This is a genomic window from Pantoea sp. Seng (assembly GCF_009829935.1).
GTDB classification, from domain to species: Bacteria; Pseudomonadota; Gammaproteobacteria; order Enterobacterales; family Enterobacteriaceae; genus Pantoea; species Pantoea communis.
Genome location: NZ_SZZV01000009.1, coordinates 110,965 through 125,488 on the forward strand (window position 1 = coordinate 110,965; position 14,524 = coordinate 125,488).

Annotated in this window: 14 protein-coding genes; 6 read left to right on the top strand and 8 right to left on the bottom strand. The window is 53.7% G+C overall.

The genetic code is table 11. From position 1 onward, the window contains the following. Positions 1-81 precede the first annotated feature (81 nt). The 3 genes from ppdD to hofC are packed head-to-tail and all read left to right on the top strand — an operon-like array spanning position 82 to position 3,105. Complete coding sequence (gene ppdD, locus FD737_RS11460; protein ID WP_097118349.1) at positions 82-525, top strand: prepilin peptidase-dependent pilin; 444 nt, start codon at positions 82-84, stop codon at positions 523-525. Continuing rightward, positions 525-1,913: a type II secretion system protein GspE gene (gene gspE / locus FD737_RS11465; RefSeq protein ID WP_160833539.1), complete on the top strand. Its 1,389-nt coding sequence runs from the start codon at positions 525-527 to the stop codon at positions 1,911-1,913. The genes ppdD and gspE overlap by 1 nt, the downstream gene beginning before the upstream one ends. Further along, positions 1,906-3,105 carry a protein transport protein HofC gene (gene hofC / locus FD737_RS11470; RefSeq protein ID WP_160833540.1) on the top strand — a complete coding sequence of 400 codons (1,200 nt, stop codon included), beginning with the start codon at positions 1,906-1,908 and terminating at the stop codon, positions 3,103-3,105. Before gspE ends, hofC begins: the two co-directional genes overlap by 8 nt. 173 nt (positions 3,106-3,278) lie before the next feature. Here the strand turns inward: hofC and FD737_RS11475 are convergent, their stop codons facing one another. Further along, positions 3,279-4,319, bottom strand: coding sequence for a GMP reductase (locus tag FD737_RS11475; RefSeq protein ID WP_160833541.1), 1,041 nt, complete (start codon positions 4,317-4,319; stop codon positions 3,279-3,281). 219 nt (positions 4,320-4,538) lie between these two features. Between FD737_RS11475 and coaE the strand changes: the two genes are divergently transcribed. The 3 genes from coaE to yacG are packed head-to-tail and all read left to right on the top strand — an operon-like array spanning position 4,539 to position 6,100. Next, positions 4,539-5,147 (top strand): dephospho-CoA kinase, encoded by a 609-nt coding sequence (coaE, locus tag FD737_RS11480; protein ID WP_058960895.1) that lies wholly within the window; start codon positions 4,539-4,541, stop codon positions 5,145-5,147. A gap of 4 nt (positions 5,148-5,151) precedes the next feature. Continuing rightward, a complete protein-coding gene (zapD, locus tag FD737_RS11485; RefSeq protein WP_097118345.1) occupies positions 5,152-5,895 on the top strand; it encodes a cell division protein ZapD in 744 nt (247 codons plus the stop codon). 7 nt (positions 5,896-5,902) lie between these two features. Next, positions 5,903-6,100, top strand: coding sequence for a DNA gyrase inhibitor YacG (yacG, locus tag FD737_RS11490; protein WP_097118344.1), 198 nt, complete (start codon positions 5,903-5,905; stop codon positions 6,098-6,100). A gap of 29 nt (positions 6,101-6,129) precedes the next feature. Here the strand turns inward: yacG and mutT are convergent, their stop codons facing one another. The 7 genes from mutT to ftsQ form a co-directional block, all read right to left on the bottom strand. Then, positions 6,130-6,525, bottom strand: a complete 396-nt coding sequence (gene mutT, locus FD737_RS11495) for an 8-oxo-dGTP diphosphatase MutT (protein ID WP_160833542.1) — start codon at positions 6,523-6,525, stop codon at positions 6,130-6,132. A gap of 111 nt (positions 6,526-6,636) precedes the next feature. After that, positions 6,637-9,342 carry a preprotein translocase subunit SecA gene (secA, locus tag FD737_RS11500; protein WP_160833543.1) on the bottom strand — a complete coding sequence of 902 codons (2,706 nt, stop codon included), beginning with the start codon at positions 9,340-9,342 and terminating at the stop codon, positions 6,637-6,639. Between the two features lie 75 nt (positions 9,343-9,417). Then, positions 9,418-9,918, bottom strand: a complete 501-nt coding sequence (gene secM / locus FD737_RS11505) for a secA translation cis-regulator SecM (protein ID WP_370523067.1) — start codon at positions 9,916-9,918, stop codon at positions 9,418-9,420. A 268-nt stretch (positions 9,919-10,186) separates the two neighbouring features. Then, a complete protein-coding gene (gene lpxC, locus FD737_RS11510; RefSeq protein ID WP_058960899.1) occupies positions 10,187-11,104 on the bottom strand; it encodes a UDP-3-O-acyl-N-acetylglucosamine deacetylase in 918 nt (305 codons plus the stop codon). 101 nt (positions 11,105-11,205) lie between these two features. After that, complete coding sequence (ftsZ, locus tag FD737_RS11515) at positions 11,206-12,360, bottom strand: cell division protein FtsZ (RefSeq protein WP_034829667.1); 1,155 nt, start codon at positions 12,358-12,360, stop codon at positions 11,206-11,208. Positions 12,361-12,431: 71 nt separating this feature from the next. Then, positions 12,432-13,688: a cell division protein FtsA gene (gene ftsA / locus FD737_RS11520; RefSeq protein ID WP_013507861.1), complete on the bottom strand. Its 1,257-nt coding sequence runs from the start codon at positions 13,686-13,688 to the stop codon at positions 12,432-12,434. After that, complete coding sequence (ftsQ, locus tag FD737_RS11525; protein WP_160833545.1) at positions 13,685-14,524, bottom strand: cell division protein FtsQ; 840 nt, start codon at positions 14,522-14,524, stop codon at positions 13,685-13,687. Before ftsQ ends, ftsA begins: the two co-directional genes overlap by 4 nt.

Genomic DNA, 14,524 nt, shown 5'->3' on the forward strand with positions numbered 1-14,524 from the left:
GCCTTCCAGCGTTAAACCGTCTCACTATCGCTTTCAGACGCCGTTTTCTACCTTAGCCGCTCCACAACAAGGAGCTGAATAATGGATAGACAACAAGGTTTTACCCTCATCGAATTGATGATAGTGATTGGCATTGTGGCCATTCTTAGTGCTATTGGCCTGCCCAGCTACCAAAATTATCTACAACGCGCCGCGCTGACTGACATGCTGCAAACCATGGTGCCTTATAAAACCGCCGTGGAACTCTGCGCGATTGAACGTGGCGGCCCCACTCAGTGCCAGGCGGGTGCAGGCGGCATTCCTGCTGCCAAAGGTTCACGCTATGTGGCCTCGCTAACCGTCGTGAATGGCGCCATCACCTTAACGGGTCAGGAGAGTCTTACCGGGTTGAGTGTAGAAATGACACCTATCTGGAACACCACGGAAGGCACGCTGGACTGGCAACGCAGTTGCACCAGCACCAATGCCAGTCTGCGCGACAGCTGTCTTGAACAGTTCCGCTTCACCGATAAGGACACTCACTGATGGCACAGCCCAATACCCCGATCCAGACCTTATGCGCACGTTACCAGGCGGTGATGCTTCAGCATGACGCCACATCACTGCGCGTCGCAGTAGCCGAGACGCCCGATCCGCTGCTGCTGGAAGCCCTGCAATTCGCCAGTCAGTGCAAAGTGGAAGTCGAGTGCTGGCCAGCGGCACGACTGGAGCAACTCCTGCACACCCCTGATGACTCGGCGACGTTGCACGAACCGGCCGCTACCGAAACAGCGATTAATGCCGTTGAACAGATTTTGCGCCAGGCGATCCAACGCCGTGCTTCTGACGTGCATTTTGAACCTCAGCAGCAGGGGTTACGCGTCCGATTACGTATTGATGGCGTCTTGCACAAACTGTCACATTTGCCAGATGCACCTACGGCTGCGGTGCTTGCCAGACTGAAAATCCTCGGCGGGCTGGATATCGCCGAGCGTCGCTTGCCACAAGATGGGCAATTCACACTGAACCTTGACGATCAACAGGCCGCATTTCGCCTTTCTACTTTACCCATTAGTCACGGTGAGAAAGCCGTGGTGAGACTGCTGCAAAGTGAAAACAGCGCGATCGCATTGGATAAACTCGGCATGCCGGTTACCCAACTCCGGTTACTGAAGCACGCGCTGGCTAAACCTCAGGGACTGATACTGGTCACCGGGCCTACCGGCAGCGGTAAAACCTTTACCCTCTACAGCGGATTAAGCGCTCTGAATGTGCCGGATAAAAATGTCTGCAGTGTAGAGGATCCCGTTGAAATTCCATTAGAGGGCATTAACCAGACGCAAATCCAACCGCGGAGCGGGCTCGATTTTAACCGTGTACTGCGGGCTCTGCTGCGACAGGATCCGGATGTGATTATGGTGGGCGAAATCCGCGATGCCGAAACGGCCAGCATTGCCGTTAAAGCGGCGCAGACCGGACATCTGGTGCTATCAACATTGCACACCAATTCGACGGCAGAAACGCTCACGCGTCTGCGACAGATGGATATTCCCGGTTACCTGCTCGGCCCGGCATTACAGTTAGTCATCGCGCAGCGTCTGGTACGACGGCTCTGCGAGCACTGCCGCCAGCCAGCGCAGGCCATTGCACATCTGCCACACGAAATCTGGCCAGGCACCTTACAAACATGGCGCGCCCCAGGCTGTGACCACTGCTTCTCGGGCTATTACGGACGCCTGGCGTTATTTGAGGTGCTGCCGATGAGTAACAAGTTACAGAACGCGATTTCTGCCGATATGCCGCTGGAGCACATCATCTCACTGGCCAATGAAGGCGGGATGAAAACCCTGCTCGCCGCCGGGTTGGAGGCTGTGAGTCGCGGTGACACCTCCTTTGAAGAAGTTCAGCGGGTTGTGGGATTGGAGGATGGCTAATCTCTACCATTATCGCTGGCAGGCGCTGGACACGCTGGGCGCGTTACGGCAAGGAACCTCATTAGTTGCCAGTCAGGAAGAGCTCCTGCAGCAACTCTCAGATCGCGGTATGATGCCGGTTAGCTGGCAGCGTGGGCAATGCTGGCGCACGCGTGACTGGAAGTGGCAGCACAAAATTGACCTTGTTCGCCAGTTGGCGACCTTGCTCAAGGCAGGATTGCCGCTGGCGGAGAGTCTGACGTTGCTGGCTGAGGGGCACCCGCATGCTGGCTGGCGCGAACTGCTTAATGAATTGCAACGTCGGGTAATGGCCGGAGAGGCATTTTCATCTGCACTCCGCGCCTGGCCGCAGATCTTCCCCGCGCTGTTTCCGGCATTAATGGAAGTGGGTGAACTCACCGGTCAGCTTGATGAATGCTGTCGCCAGCTGGCGTTACAGCAAAGCAAGCAACAGCACTTGAGACAGAAAGTGGTTAAAGCTCTGCGCTATCCATTGTTTATCTTGCTGGTGGCGCTGGCGGTGAGTGCGGGCATGTTGCTGTTTGTGCTGCCCGAATTTGTCTCCGTGTATGCCAGTTTTGATGCCCCCCTTCCCGCCTTCACCGCCGCCGTGATGAGTCTGTCAGCGTTTTTACAACAGGCAGCGCTCCCCCTGGCGATAACGATAATGTGCTTATTGTTCGGCGCAAGGTGGGTTTACCGTGGTTCTGTGCTCTGGCAAATTCGTGTTCATCGCTGGCTATTGCGTCTGCCGTTGCTTTCAACACTCTGGCGCGGTGGTCAGCTCAGCCAGATTTACGCCATCCTGCAATTAACGCAGCAGGCTGGACTCACGTTATTACAAAGTCTGCAAGCCGTTGAGGTCACGCTGGGATCGCCACTGTGGCGTGAGGCGATTATCGCGTTACAGCGGCATATCGCTGGCGGCTTACCACTGCATCAGGCGATGCAGCATCATCTGCTTTTCACCGCGCTCTGTGCACAACTGATCCGTGTCGGTGAGGAAGCGGGGGCGCTGGATGTCATGCTGGCACGATTAGCGGAGTGGCATGAAGCACAAACGCTGATGCGGGCTGATGCACTGGCGGCTTCGCTCGAACCCTTGATGATGATCGTGATCGGTGGAATTGTCGGCACGTTAGTGATTGCCATGTATCTGCCGGTATTTGGCTTAGGGGATGCGATTCGTTGACAGATGCGCACGGTGCGCATCTGTCTGCAACCTTCAACCTTCAACCTTCAACCTTCAACCTTCAACCACCGATAATCGACCTTCAGCCATCAGCCATCAGCCATCAGCCATCAGCCATCAGCCATCAGCCATCAGCCATCAGCCATCAGCCATCAGCCATCAGCCATCAGCCATCAGCGCGTGAATACCCGATTTTCCTGTTCCGCCACACGAATAAACGTGGTGCGTTTTGTCAGTTCTTTAAGGCGTGCTGCACCCACGTAAGTGCAGGCCGAACGCAGGCCGCCGAGGATATCCTTCACGGTGTCCTCCACCGGGCCGCGCAGCGGCAGGCGAACGGTTTTCCCTTCCGCAGCACGATACTGGGCGACCCCACCGACATGGCGTTTCATCGCGGATTCTGAGCTCATACCATAGAACAACATAAACTGCTCGCCCTGCTCTTCGACAACGTTCCCCTCGCACTCATCGTGCGCCGCCAGCATGCCGCCGAGCATGACAAAATCTGCCCCACCACCGAAAGCTTTCGCGATATCCCCCGGCACTGAACAACCGCCATCGCTGACAATCTGGCCGCCAAGGCCGTGCGCCGCATCGGCACACTCAATCACCGCAGACAGTTGCGGGTAACCGACGCCGGTTTTTACACGCGTGGTGCAGACCGAACCGGGGCCAATGCCGACTTTGACGATATCCGCGCCAGAGAGGATCAACTCCTCGACCATTTCACCGGTGACCACATTTCCCGCGCAAATGGTTTTGCCAGGGAAACTTTCACGCACTCGCTGCAGGAACTCAACAAAGTGCTCGGAGTAACCGTTGGCAACATCAATGCAGATGAAATTAAGCTGAGGCGATAAAGCGAGAACAGCGGCGAGCTTAACGAAATCGGCTTCGGAGGTACCGGATGACACCATCACATGCCCAAGCACTGCAACCGGCACGCGCTGGATAAATGCCTGCCAGGCTTCCACGCTGTAATGTTTATGCACTGCCGTCAGGACATTGAAGCCCGCCAGTGCTTCGGCCATGGTGAATGTGCCCACGGTGTCCATATTGGCGGCAATCACCGGAACGCCGGTCCAGTTCAGACCTGAATGCTTGAAAGTGTAGGTGCGTTCGAGTTCAACCTCAGAACGGCTTTTCAGGGTGGAGCGTTTGGGGCGGATCAAAACATCTTTAAAGCCCAGTTTTAAATCTTCTTCAATACGCATAGCTGAGAGTCCTGGTTAGTGACGACGAACCGCAGTTCGGGTAGCGCTCACGGCTCCAGTGTCGTTATCATACGCGCCATTCGTTCCGCGACAAGACTGCGAATTTCACTTTATTTAAGCTACAATCCCTTAAATTTAGCTGAGAAAATTGATTGTGATCATGCTCTCATCTTATTGCGGCTGATGGTCGCCCAATGAAGACAATTTTGAGAGAACGCTATGCCTTTTACCGTTGCGCTCACCGGAGGAATTGGCAGTGGTAAAAGCACCATTGCCAACGCTTTCACCGCGCTAGGCGTTGATATTATTGATGCTGATGTGATTGCGCGAGAAGTGGTTGAACCTGGTTCACCCGCCCTGCAGGCGATCGTTAAACGCCATGGTGAGTCAATATTGACCGCCGAAGGAGCGTTGTATCGGGCACGGCTGCGCGAGATTATTTTTCAGCAGCCGAAAGAAAAAAACTGGCTAAATCAGCTGCTTCATCCTCTTATTAATGCCCGTACACAGCAGCTAAAATTATTGGCAACGTCACCCTATGTGTTATGGGTGGTGCCGCTATTGGTTGAAAACGGGTTACAGCATCAGGCTGACCGGGTTCTGGTGGTTGATGTGGATGAAGCTACGCAGTTGCGGCGCACTCAGCAGCGTGATGGCATCACACTTAGCCAGGCAAAAAATATTCTTGCCGCACAGGCCAGCCGCGAGCAGCGTCTGGCCTGTGCGGATGACATCATCGATAACAGTGGTACGCCCGAGCAGGCGTTGCCGCGCGTTGCTGAACTTCACCAGCGTTATTTACGCCTGGCAGCAACCGGACAGGATTAACATCATGAGTACAGTCGTTCTGTTTGAACACCCGCTGAATGAGAAGATGCGCACCTGGCTGCGCGTGGAGTCATTACTTAACCAACTGCATGAAACGGTGCCCGTGGTGAATTCCGTCTCTGCATTAGGGGTATTTCGCATCATTGGTGATCTGTTAGATATCTTTGAGCGCGGTGATATGCGTACCGAGTTATTGAAAGAGCTGGAGCGCCAGCAGCAGAAACTTCGCGCCTGGCTTGATGTGCCAGGTGTGGACGAGCACACCGTCAGTAGCCTGCGTGACCGATTGAAACAGCAATCCAGCGAGCTGAATGCGGCACCGCGTATGGGCCAGCAATTGCGCGAAGATCGGTTGATTGGATTGGTACGCCAGCGATTGAGCATTCCTGGTGGCTGCTGCAGTTTTGATTTGCCGAGCCTGCATATCTGGCTGCACCAGCAGCAGTCACAGCGTGATTTGCAGGTTAACGGCTGGCTGGCGTCACTGGTTCCTCTGCGCAATAGTCTGACCATGATCCTTGATCTGGTGCGTCAGTCAGGCGTATTTCGCCATCAAACCAGCCTGAACGGTTTTTATCAGGATAATGCCGAAGGTTCGGATTTGTTGCGCCTCCAGCTCACCCTCGAAGATGCGCTGTACCCGCAGGTTTCAGGCCATAAAAGCCGTTATGCCATTCGATTCCTGCCACTGGACAGCGAGCGTGGTGAAGTGCCAGCCCGATTGAATTTTGAATTAGCGTGTTGTTGAGGTTGTTATGCAGGAAGAGTTGATTACCGTACCTTGTCCCAACTGCGGTAAAGATGTGATGTGGGATGAGCTGAGTCCTTGGCGCCCGTTTTGCAGCAAGCGCTGCCAGCTGATTGATTTGGGCGAATGGGCCGCCGAAGAGAAGCGCATTCCCAGCGATAGCGATCTGACCGACAGCGATGACTGGAGCGAAGAACAGCATTAATAAGAGATAAGGGGCTTACGCCCCTTTGCTTAAATTTCGTCAGCGACCAGGCGAGCGATAAGTTCGTGGTTGGCAGGAGGAAACTCTTCCGCGACTATATCACGCTGTTCCACCCAACGCTGTGGCTGCCCTTCACGGCCGTACGGCTCACCGTTCCAACCTTCCACCAGGAAGAAGTGCAATGTGACGCGCAGATCGTCATAGCTATGATCGGCCAAACCAATCGCCTTCGCGGCTGTCACCTCAATGCCGGTCTCTTCCATCAATTCGCGTTTTAACGCTTGTTCAGCGGTTTCATCCTGTTCAATTTTTCCGCCAGGAAACTCCCATTTATTCGCCATGTAGGAGCTCGCCGCACGCTGGGCAAGGAAGATCTGACGGCTGGCATTGCGAATGATGCCCACTGCGACTTGCAGGTGTTTCATAAGCTGAATTCCGCTTTTAATTAATGAGCGCTGATAGTAATGCAGTCGTCAGGCAATGTTAACTCTGTGGCGACGGCCAAAAGAAAAAGGAGCCCGAAGGCTCCTCGTTTATCAGGCCAGGCGGCCATGACACTGTTTGTATTTCTTACCGGAACCGCATGGGCACAAATCGTTGCGTCCTACTTTGCGCTCCCCACCCTGTGCAGCCAGGGCCGCAGCTGCTGCGGTTTCGTCATCAACATGGCTCAGCTGTTGTTGCTGTGCCAGACGCTCAGCCTCTTCACGGCGTTGCTGTTCCATCGCCTCGACTTCTTCCGGCATGCGCACCTGCACTTTGCTCAGGGTGCTGATCACTTCATACTTCAGTGACTCCAGCATGGCGGCGAACATCGAGAAGGACTCGCGCTTGTATTCCTGCTTCGGATCTTTCTGCGCATAGCCACGCAGATGGATGCCCTGACGCAGATAATCCATCGCCGCCAGATGCTCTTTCCACAGTGAATCCAGCGTTTGCAGCATCACGCCTTTTTCGAAGTTACGCATCATTTCAGCGCCAACCACTTCTTCTTTCGACACGTAGTTTTCATGCGCACGGCTCATGATACGTTCACGCAGCGTTTCTTCATGCAGATCCGGCTCTTTATCCAGCCATTCTGCAATCGGCAGATCCAGATCGAAATCGTTGCGCAGACGCTCTTCAAGGCCCGGAATATCCCACATTTCTTCCAGCGACTGCGGTGGAATGTAGGTGTCGATAGTGGCCTTGAACACATCTTCACGGATGCTGTTGATGGTTTCAGACACATCAGACACGTCCAGCAGTTCATTACGCTGACTGTAGATAGCGCGACGCTGATCGTTGGCCACATCATCGTATTCCAGCAGCTGCTTACGGATGTCGAAGTTACGGCTTTCCACTTTACGCTGTGCATTGGCGATGGCTTTGGTGACCCACGGATGCTCAATCGCTTCGCCTGGCTTCATGCCCAGTTTACGCATCATGTTAGACACACGATCCGAAGCAAAGATACGCATCAACGCATCTTCCATTGACAGGTAGAAGCGTGATGAACCCGCATCACCCTGACGACCGGCACGACCGCGCAGCTGGTTATCGATACGACGTGATTCGTGACGCTCAGTACCGATAATGTGCAGACCGCCCGATGCCAGAACTGCATCATGGCGCAGTTTCCAGGCTTCTTTGATGGCCTGAATCTGCGCTTCTGAAGGTTCATCCAGCGCTGCCACTTCGGCCTGCCAGCTGCCGCCCAACACGATATCGGTACCACGACCTGCCATGTTGGTTGCGATGGTGACTGCAGCTGGTTGACCTGCCTGTGCCACGATATCCGCTTCGCTGGCGTGGAATTTGGCGTTCAGTACGCTGTGTTTGATACCCGCGCGCGTCAGTTCGTTAGAGACCACCTCTGATTTCTCAATCGAAATGGTTCCGACCAGCACCGGCTGGCCTTTCGCAGTGCAAGTACGAATGTCTTCGATGATCGCGTCGATCTTCTCTTTCTCGGTCATATAGACCAGGTCAGCCATATCTTTACGCACCATCGGACGGTTAGTTGGCACCACGATGGTATCGAGTTTATAGATCGAGCTGAATTCAAATGCTTCGGTATCAGCAGTACCGGTCATACCGGCCAGTTTTTCGTAAATACGGAAGTAGTTCTGGAAGGTGATGGAAGCCAGCGTTTGGTTCTCGTTCTGGATTTCCACGCCTTCTTTGGCTTCAACAGCCTGGTGCAAACCATCAGACCAGCGACGTCCCTGCATGGTACGGCCAGTGTGCTCATCAACGATGATCACTTCGCCATCTTTTACGATGTAATCGACATCGCGGGTAAACAGCGCATGCGCACGCAGTGCAGCCGTCACGTGGTGCATCAGCATGATGTTGGTTGGCGAGTAAAGTGACTCACCTTCTTCCATAATGCCCTGGCTCACCAGCAGCTCTTCAACTTTTACCAGACCACGCTCGCTCATGTGAGCCTGACGTGCTTTCTCATCGACCCAGAAGTCGCCTTCACCCTGGAAGGTTTCTGAGTCTTCCTTCTCCTGGCGTACCAGGTGAGGAATGATTTTATTCACTTTGGTGTACAGCTCGGAGCTGTCTTCAGCAGGACCGGAGATGATTAACGGCGTACGCGCTTCATCGATCAGGATGGAATCCACCTCATCCACCAACGCGTAGTGCAGTTTACGCTGTACACGCTCTTCCGGGCTGAATGCCATGTTGTCGCGCAGGTAGTCGAAGCCGTATTCGTTGTTAGTACCGTAGGTGATATCCGCAGCATAGGCAGCGCGTTTCGCCACCGCGGGCATGTTTGGCAGGTTGATACCGATAGACAGACCCAGGAACTCGAACAGTGCACGGTTGTTTTCGGCATCACGCTGAGCCAGGTAATCGTTCACCGTGACCACGTGCACGCCTTTACCGCTCAATGCGTTCAGGTAAGCCGGTAGTGTTGCCGTCAGGGTTTTACCTTCACCGGTACGCATCTCGGCGATGCAACGCTCATTCAGCACCATGCCGCCAATCAGCTGTACATCGAAGTGGCGCATACCAAACACACGTTTACTGGCTTCACGCACCGTGGCAAAGGCTTCAGGAATCAGGCTTTCAAGGCTTTCACCTTTCTTCAGGCGTTCACGGAACAGGTCGGTCTTGGCTTTCAGTTCGTCATCCGAGAGCTTGACGAAATCCGGCTCCATCTTATTGATGACATCGACGATTTTGCGCATGCGGCGCAGAGTACGATCGTTGCTGCTGCCGAATACTTTGGTTAACAATTTGATTAACATGGTAAATTTTTCTCAATTCAGCCGCATTCATGCGGGCTGGAAAATCTAAAACAGGATGTGGAAAATCGTTAGCTGTTAAGCAATGGCAGGCCCGGCGCGGATGCCATGAATAGCAGCCTGCCAGTCAGCAGAAGTGTGAATTTGAGGTTCGCGATGACGCAGCGTTTCCTGCGGCTCTAATGCAATAGCGGGTTGAGCTGGCGATGTGAGTAGCGCCTGCAGCGAATCGATTAACGCCAGCTTTTGTACCGCCAGCGGGACTGTATGACTCTCTTCCGCTTCTGCTGGTGGCGTCATGCTAAATGAGAGGTGGCGAATGACCGTGCGAATGGCATGCTGATGCCAGTAATCGACATTGAAATTAGGTCGACGCGCACTTTCCTGCAGACGGATTAAATGATCGAAATGAACAACATTGCCAACAAACAGGCTGCTGATGGGCGAGTCTGTCGCCGTGGACTCCGCACTTTGCGCACAGGCAGGCAAGCCCAAACTGGCCGCCACCATCCCTAACAAGAGATGAGGCCAGAAGTAGCGTCTGCCTAATTGTCGCCAGCGTGAGAAAATCCCGATCACAACCTGTCCACAGTTAAATAAAGTAATGAAGCCGTTGCGGATATCCGCGAACCTGCTCATATGAGCGCCAGATAATAGCACTTATGTGGGGCCAGGACACCAGTGATTAAAGGGCTTACAGGGGATTTCACGTTTATTTGTACAGGCTTTCGCCAGTGATAGCAGAGAATTGAGAGCGGTCTTGCAGGAATAAAAAACAGGCAATAAAAAACGGCAGCTTCCACTGACCGGAGAGGGTGTCAGGGAAACTGCCGTTTTTATGACTGACTTACGCCAGAACTAAATTTGGTGCTTTGAATGCCAGTGGCAGTTCAGCTTCGTCTTCGAAGGTCGCCCATTCCCAGGCTTCCTGCTTCGCCAGCACCGCTTGAAGCAATTTGTTGTTTAACGCATGGCCTGATTTAAACGCAGAGAATGCGCCAATCACGTTGTGGCCACACATAAACAGATCGCCGATCGCGTCCAGCATTTTGTGACGAACGAACTCATCTTCAAAGCGCAGACCGTCTTCGTTGAGTACGCGGAAATCATCAAGACCAATCGCACAATCTAAGCTACCGCCCAGGCACAGGCCTTTAGACTGCAGATATTCGATTTCACGCATAAAACCAAAGGTGCGCGCACGACTGATTTGGCGAACAAACGCATCAGCCGAGAAGTTTAACTGGTAACGCTGCGAGCTTGAGTCAATTGCCGGATGTTTGAAGTCGATAGTAAAGTCGAGTGAGAAACCATTGTAAGGTTTGATCTCGGCCCACTTATCGCCATCTTCAACACGCACCGTCTGCTTAACGCGTACGAATTTCTTCGCACTGTTCAGCTCTTCGACGCCTGCATCCATCAGCAAGTAGACAAAAGGCGCGGCACTGCCATCCATAATTGGGATTTCGGGCGCATCGACTTCAACAATAATGTTGTCGATACCCAAGCCTGCCAATGCAGCATTCAGGTGTTCAACCGTCGATATACGCACGCCTTCATCATTCACCAGGCAGGTACTCAGCATGGTGTCGCGCACGTATTTTGCATCAGCCGGGAAATCAACCGGTGGATTCAAGTCAGTGCGACGATAGATGACCCCGGTATTAGCCGACGCAGGGCGTAAGGTCAGCGTGACTTTCTTGCCGGTATGTAAACCGACACCTGTCGCCTGAACAATACGTTTTAATGTCCTTTGTTTGATCATCGCATTATCTCGCAATATTACCCATCCGACCGCCAGTATAAATTACCAGCGGGCGAATACTTTAGCACAAAGAGCGGAGAATCCCAATTCTCAGGATATTCTTAGTCTGCCTGCTTACGCAGGAAGGCTGGAATATCAAGATAATCTGGCTCTTTATTGGACGATGCTGGCTGGTCGTTGACCACTTTCGCTGCCGGCTTCTGCTCCTGCGGCAACGGCGCCATACCGTGCTGCTGGTAGCGATGATCCATCACTGGCTGAGAAGCCGGTTTGTTGGTCACCAGCGTAATTTCTGGACGCTTGTCCATGCCAATACCGGTTGCAACGACGGTCACGCGCAGTTCGTCGTTCATCTCTGGGTCCAGAGAAGTACCGATGACCACGGTCGCGTTGTCAGAGGCGAAGGCGCGGATAGTGTTACCCACGGTTTCGAACTCATCCAGACGCAGGTCGAAGCCCGCCGTGATGTTGACCAGCACGCCGCGCGCACCAGACAGATCGATATCTTCCAGCAGTGGGCTGGAGATCGCCATTTCGGCTGCTTCTTCGGCACGGTCTTCACCGCACGCCACGCCGGAGCCCATCATGGCGTAACCCATTTCTGACATCACGGTACGCACGTCCGCGAAGTCAACGTTCATCAAGCCTGGGCGAGTAATCAGCTCGGCGATACCCTGCACCGCACCTTTCAGTACGTCGTTGGCTGCACCAAAGGCATCCAGCAGAGAGATACCGCGACCCAGCACTTTTAACAGCTTGTCGTTCGGGATGGTGATCAGTGAATCAACATGCTTAGACAGCTCAGCGATACCCTGTTCAGCAAAAGCCATACGCTTTTTGCCTTCGAAATTGAAGGGCTTGGTCACCACCGCAACGGTCAGGATACCCAAATCTTTTGCTACTTCTGCCACGACTGGCGCTGCACCGGTACCGGTACCGCCGCCCATGCCTGCAGCGATAAACACCATGTCTGCCCCTTCCAGCGCAGAACGCAGTGCTTCACGATCTTCCTCAGCTGAGGTACGACCCACCTCCGGGTTTGCACCAGCACCGAGACCCTTGGTGATACCGGTCCCGATCTGGATCGTCTGGCCAACCGCTGTCTTACGCAACGCTTGCGCGTCGGTGTTTACAGCGAAGAATTCTACACCTTCGATACGCTCGCGTACCATGTGCTCTACGGCGTTGCCACCGCCGCCGCCGACGCCGATGACTTTAATCACCGCGTCATTGGTTAATTCCATAGGTTCAAACATGATTTCTCTCCGTTATGTGCCTGTCGCCTGGAGATCATAAACATTGCCTACATGATCTCCTTTTTCAAAAATTAAAACTCTTTCTTCAGCCAGCTATTGATACGTTTAAACCAGTTGCCCACTGAAGCACGTTTTTCCGTTTCTGCATCACCGTTCATGTGTGACTCTTTGCCGTAATGCAGCAGACCGACTGCAGTTGAGTAATACGGCTCCTGCGCATAATCCGTCAGGCCGGTGATGTTAAGTGGCTGACCAATACGCACCTGCGTATGAAATACACGCTGGGCGCAAGCGGCCAAACCTTCAATCTGTGCTGCGCCACCGGTCAGCACGATGCCTGCTGCCAGGTGGTGTTTCACGCCCTGCTGGCGCAGTTGCTCCTGCAGTTGCAGAATCTCGTCATTCACCAGATTCAGCAATTCGGTGTAACGCGGCTCAATCACTTCTGCCAGCGTTTGGCGTTGCAGACTGCGCGGTGGACGTCCACCGACGCTCGGCACTTCGACGTTTTCATCTTTGCCAACAATCGAACCCAACGCACAACCATGGCGTACTTTGATCGCTTCCGCATCGGTTGGCGGTGTGCCGAAGGCATAGGCGATATCACTGGTCACCACATTCCCTGCATAAGGGATCACTTTGGTGTGACGCAGTGCGCCGCCGGTGTAAACCGCGATATCCATTGTACCGCCACCGATGTCAACAACACAGACGCCCAGCTCACGTTCATCTTCAGTCAGAACCGAGAAACTGGATGCCAGTCCGGCAAAAATCAGTTGGTCAACTTTCAGGCCGCAACGTTCAACGGCTTTAACAATATTTTTCGCCATATCATTGTGGCAGGTGATCAAGTGCACTTTCGCCTGCATACGCACGCCGGAAAGTCCCACCGGATTCTTGATGCCTTCCTGATAATCAATGGCATATTCCTGAGGAATAACATGCAGGATACGATGTTCATCGCGTACGCGTACGGATTTCGCCGTATGTACCACGTTCTCTACATCATCCTGAGTCACTTCCTCTTCCGAAATCGGAACCATCCCGATTTCGTTCTGACAACTGATATGTTTGCCCGATAAAGCAAGGTAAACCGACGAAATCTGGCAATCAGCCATCAGTTCAGCCTGGTCGATGGCGCGTTGAACGCATTTCACCACCGACTCAAGGTCATTTACGCCGCCTTTATCCATACCACGAGACGGGCAGCTGCCCACCCCAATAATGTTGACCATACCATCAGGCAGAATTTCCCCAACCAGGGCGGCAACCTTTGCGGTGCCGATTTCAAGTCCTACTACCAGTTTTCTGTCCGTTGCCTTGATCATTGTGGTTTAGCCTGTGCCTGGTTTTGTTGCTGATTACTGTCCTGTGGCTCCAGCGGGGCCGCTGCCCAGCCTACTGCGGCACCGGAGTCGTAGCGCAAATCGACATAGGTAATGCGCTTGTTCTGACTCTGGCCCTGCTGCAGCAGCTCCGGATAGAGCTCAATAAAACGGTTCAGACGCTTCATGGTGTCGCTGCGTCCCAGTTCGATGCGCACATCGTCGCTGGTCACTAACTGCCACGAGCGCCGCGCCGTCATCGACGCCACCTTCAGGGTAAACTTGCCGGCTTTGAGCACATCACTCATGGTGTGATAGCCTGCCAACACCTCTGTTTCACTGCCTTCCGGGCCATATAACATCGGCAATGTTTCTTTACCGATATGACTGGCCGGGACGCTGAAGGAGACGCCATCGGCGTCTACCATGTGTGAGTCATTCCAGCGTGCCACCGGAACATACTCCACCAGGTTAATCTTCAGCTCATCAGGCCACTGCTTACGCACACTGACCTGTTTAATCCAGGGTAAACGCTCAATCTGTTGCTGGATGATGTCCACGTTTTGCGACATAAACGTGCCAGGTGCACCGAGCGACAAAATGGCCTGGCGAATGTCATCATGCGTGGTGTAATGCGTTTCCCCGGTCACCACCAGCTTCGACAGCGGTAAACGCGACGCATCATTCATCCACTTCAGCACCACCAGCCCACCGGCAGCCATGATGCCCAACACCATCAGCAGGAATACGACGCCAAACAGTCGGGCACCGTTGCTACGCCCGGTGCGCGCACGCTCCTGGGGTTCGCGATTTCGTACACGTATCGCCGCCTGAGACAT

Excerpts from the sequence above, each read along its gene's own strand:
- ppdD (WP_097118349.1), top strand. The coding sequence starts at position 82 with ATGGATAGACAACAAGGTTTTACCCTCATCGAATTGATGATAGTGATT.
- gspE (WP_160833539.1), top strand. The coding sequence starts at position 525 with ATGGCACAGCCCAATACCCCGATCCAGACCTTATGCGCACGTTACCAG.
- hofC (WP_160833540.1), top strand. The coding sequence starts at position 1,906 with ATGGCTAATCTCTACCATTATCGCTGGCAGGCGCTGGACACGCTGGGC.
- FD737_RS11475 (WP_160833541.1), bottom strand. The coding sequence starts at position 4,319 with ATGCGTATTGAAGAAGATTTAAAACTGGGCTTTAAAGATGTTTTGATC.
- coaE (WP_058960895.1), top strand. The coding sequence starts at position 4,539 with ATGCCTTTTACCGTTGCGCTCACCGGAGGAATTGGCAGTGGTAAAAGC.
- zapD (WP_097118345.1), top strand. The coding sequence starts at position 5,152 with ATGAGTACAGTCGTTCTGTTTGAACACCCGCTGAATGAGAAGATGCGC.
- yacG (WP_097118344.1), top strand. The coding sequence starts at position 5,903 with ATGCAGGAAGAGTTGATTACCGTACCTTGTCCCAACTGCGGTAAAGAT.
- mutT (WP_160833542.1), bottom strand. The coding sequence starts at position 6,525 with ATGAAACACCTGCAAGTCGCAGTGGGCATCATTCGCAATGCCAGCCGT.
- secA (WP_160833543.1), bottom strand. The coding sequence starts at position 9,342 with ATGTTAATCAAATTGTTAACCAAAGTATTCGGCAGCAGCAACGATCGT.
- lpxC (WP_058960899.1), bottom strand. The coding sequence starts at position 11,104 with ATGATCAAACAAAGGACATTAAAACGTATTGTTCAGGCGACAGGTGTC.
- ftsZ (WP_034829667.1), bottom strand. The coding sequence starts at position 12,360 with ATGTTTGAACCTATGGAATTAACCAATGACGCGGTGATTAAAGTCATC.
- ftsA (WP_013507861.1), bottom strand. The coding sequence starts at position 13,688 with ATGATCAAGGCAACGGACAGAAAACTGGTAGTAGGACTTGAAATCGGC.
- ftsQ (WP_160833545.1), bottom strand. The coding sequence starts at position 14,524 with ATGTCTCAGGCGGCGATACGTGTACGAAATCGCGAACCCCAGGAGCGT.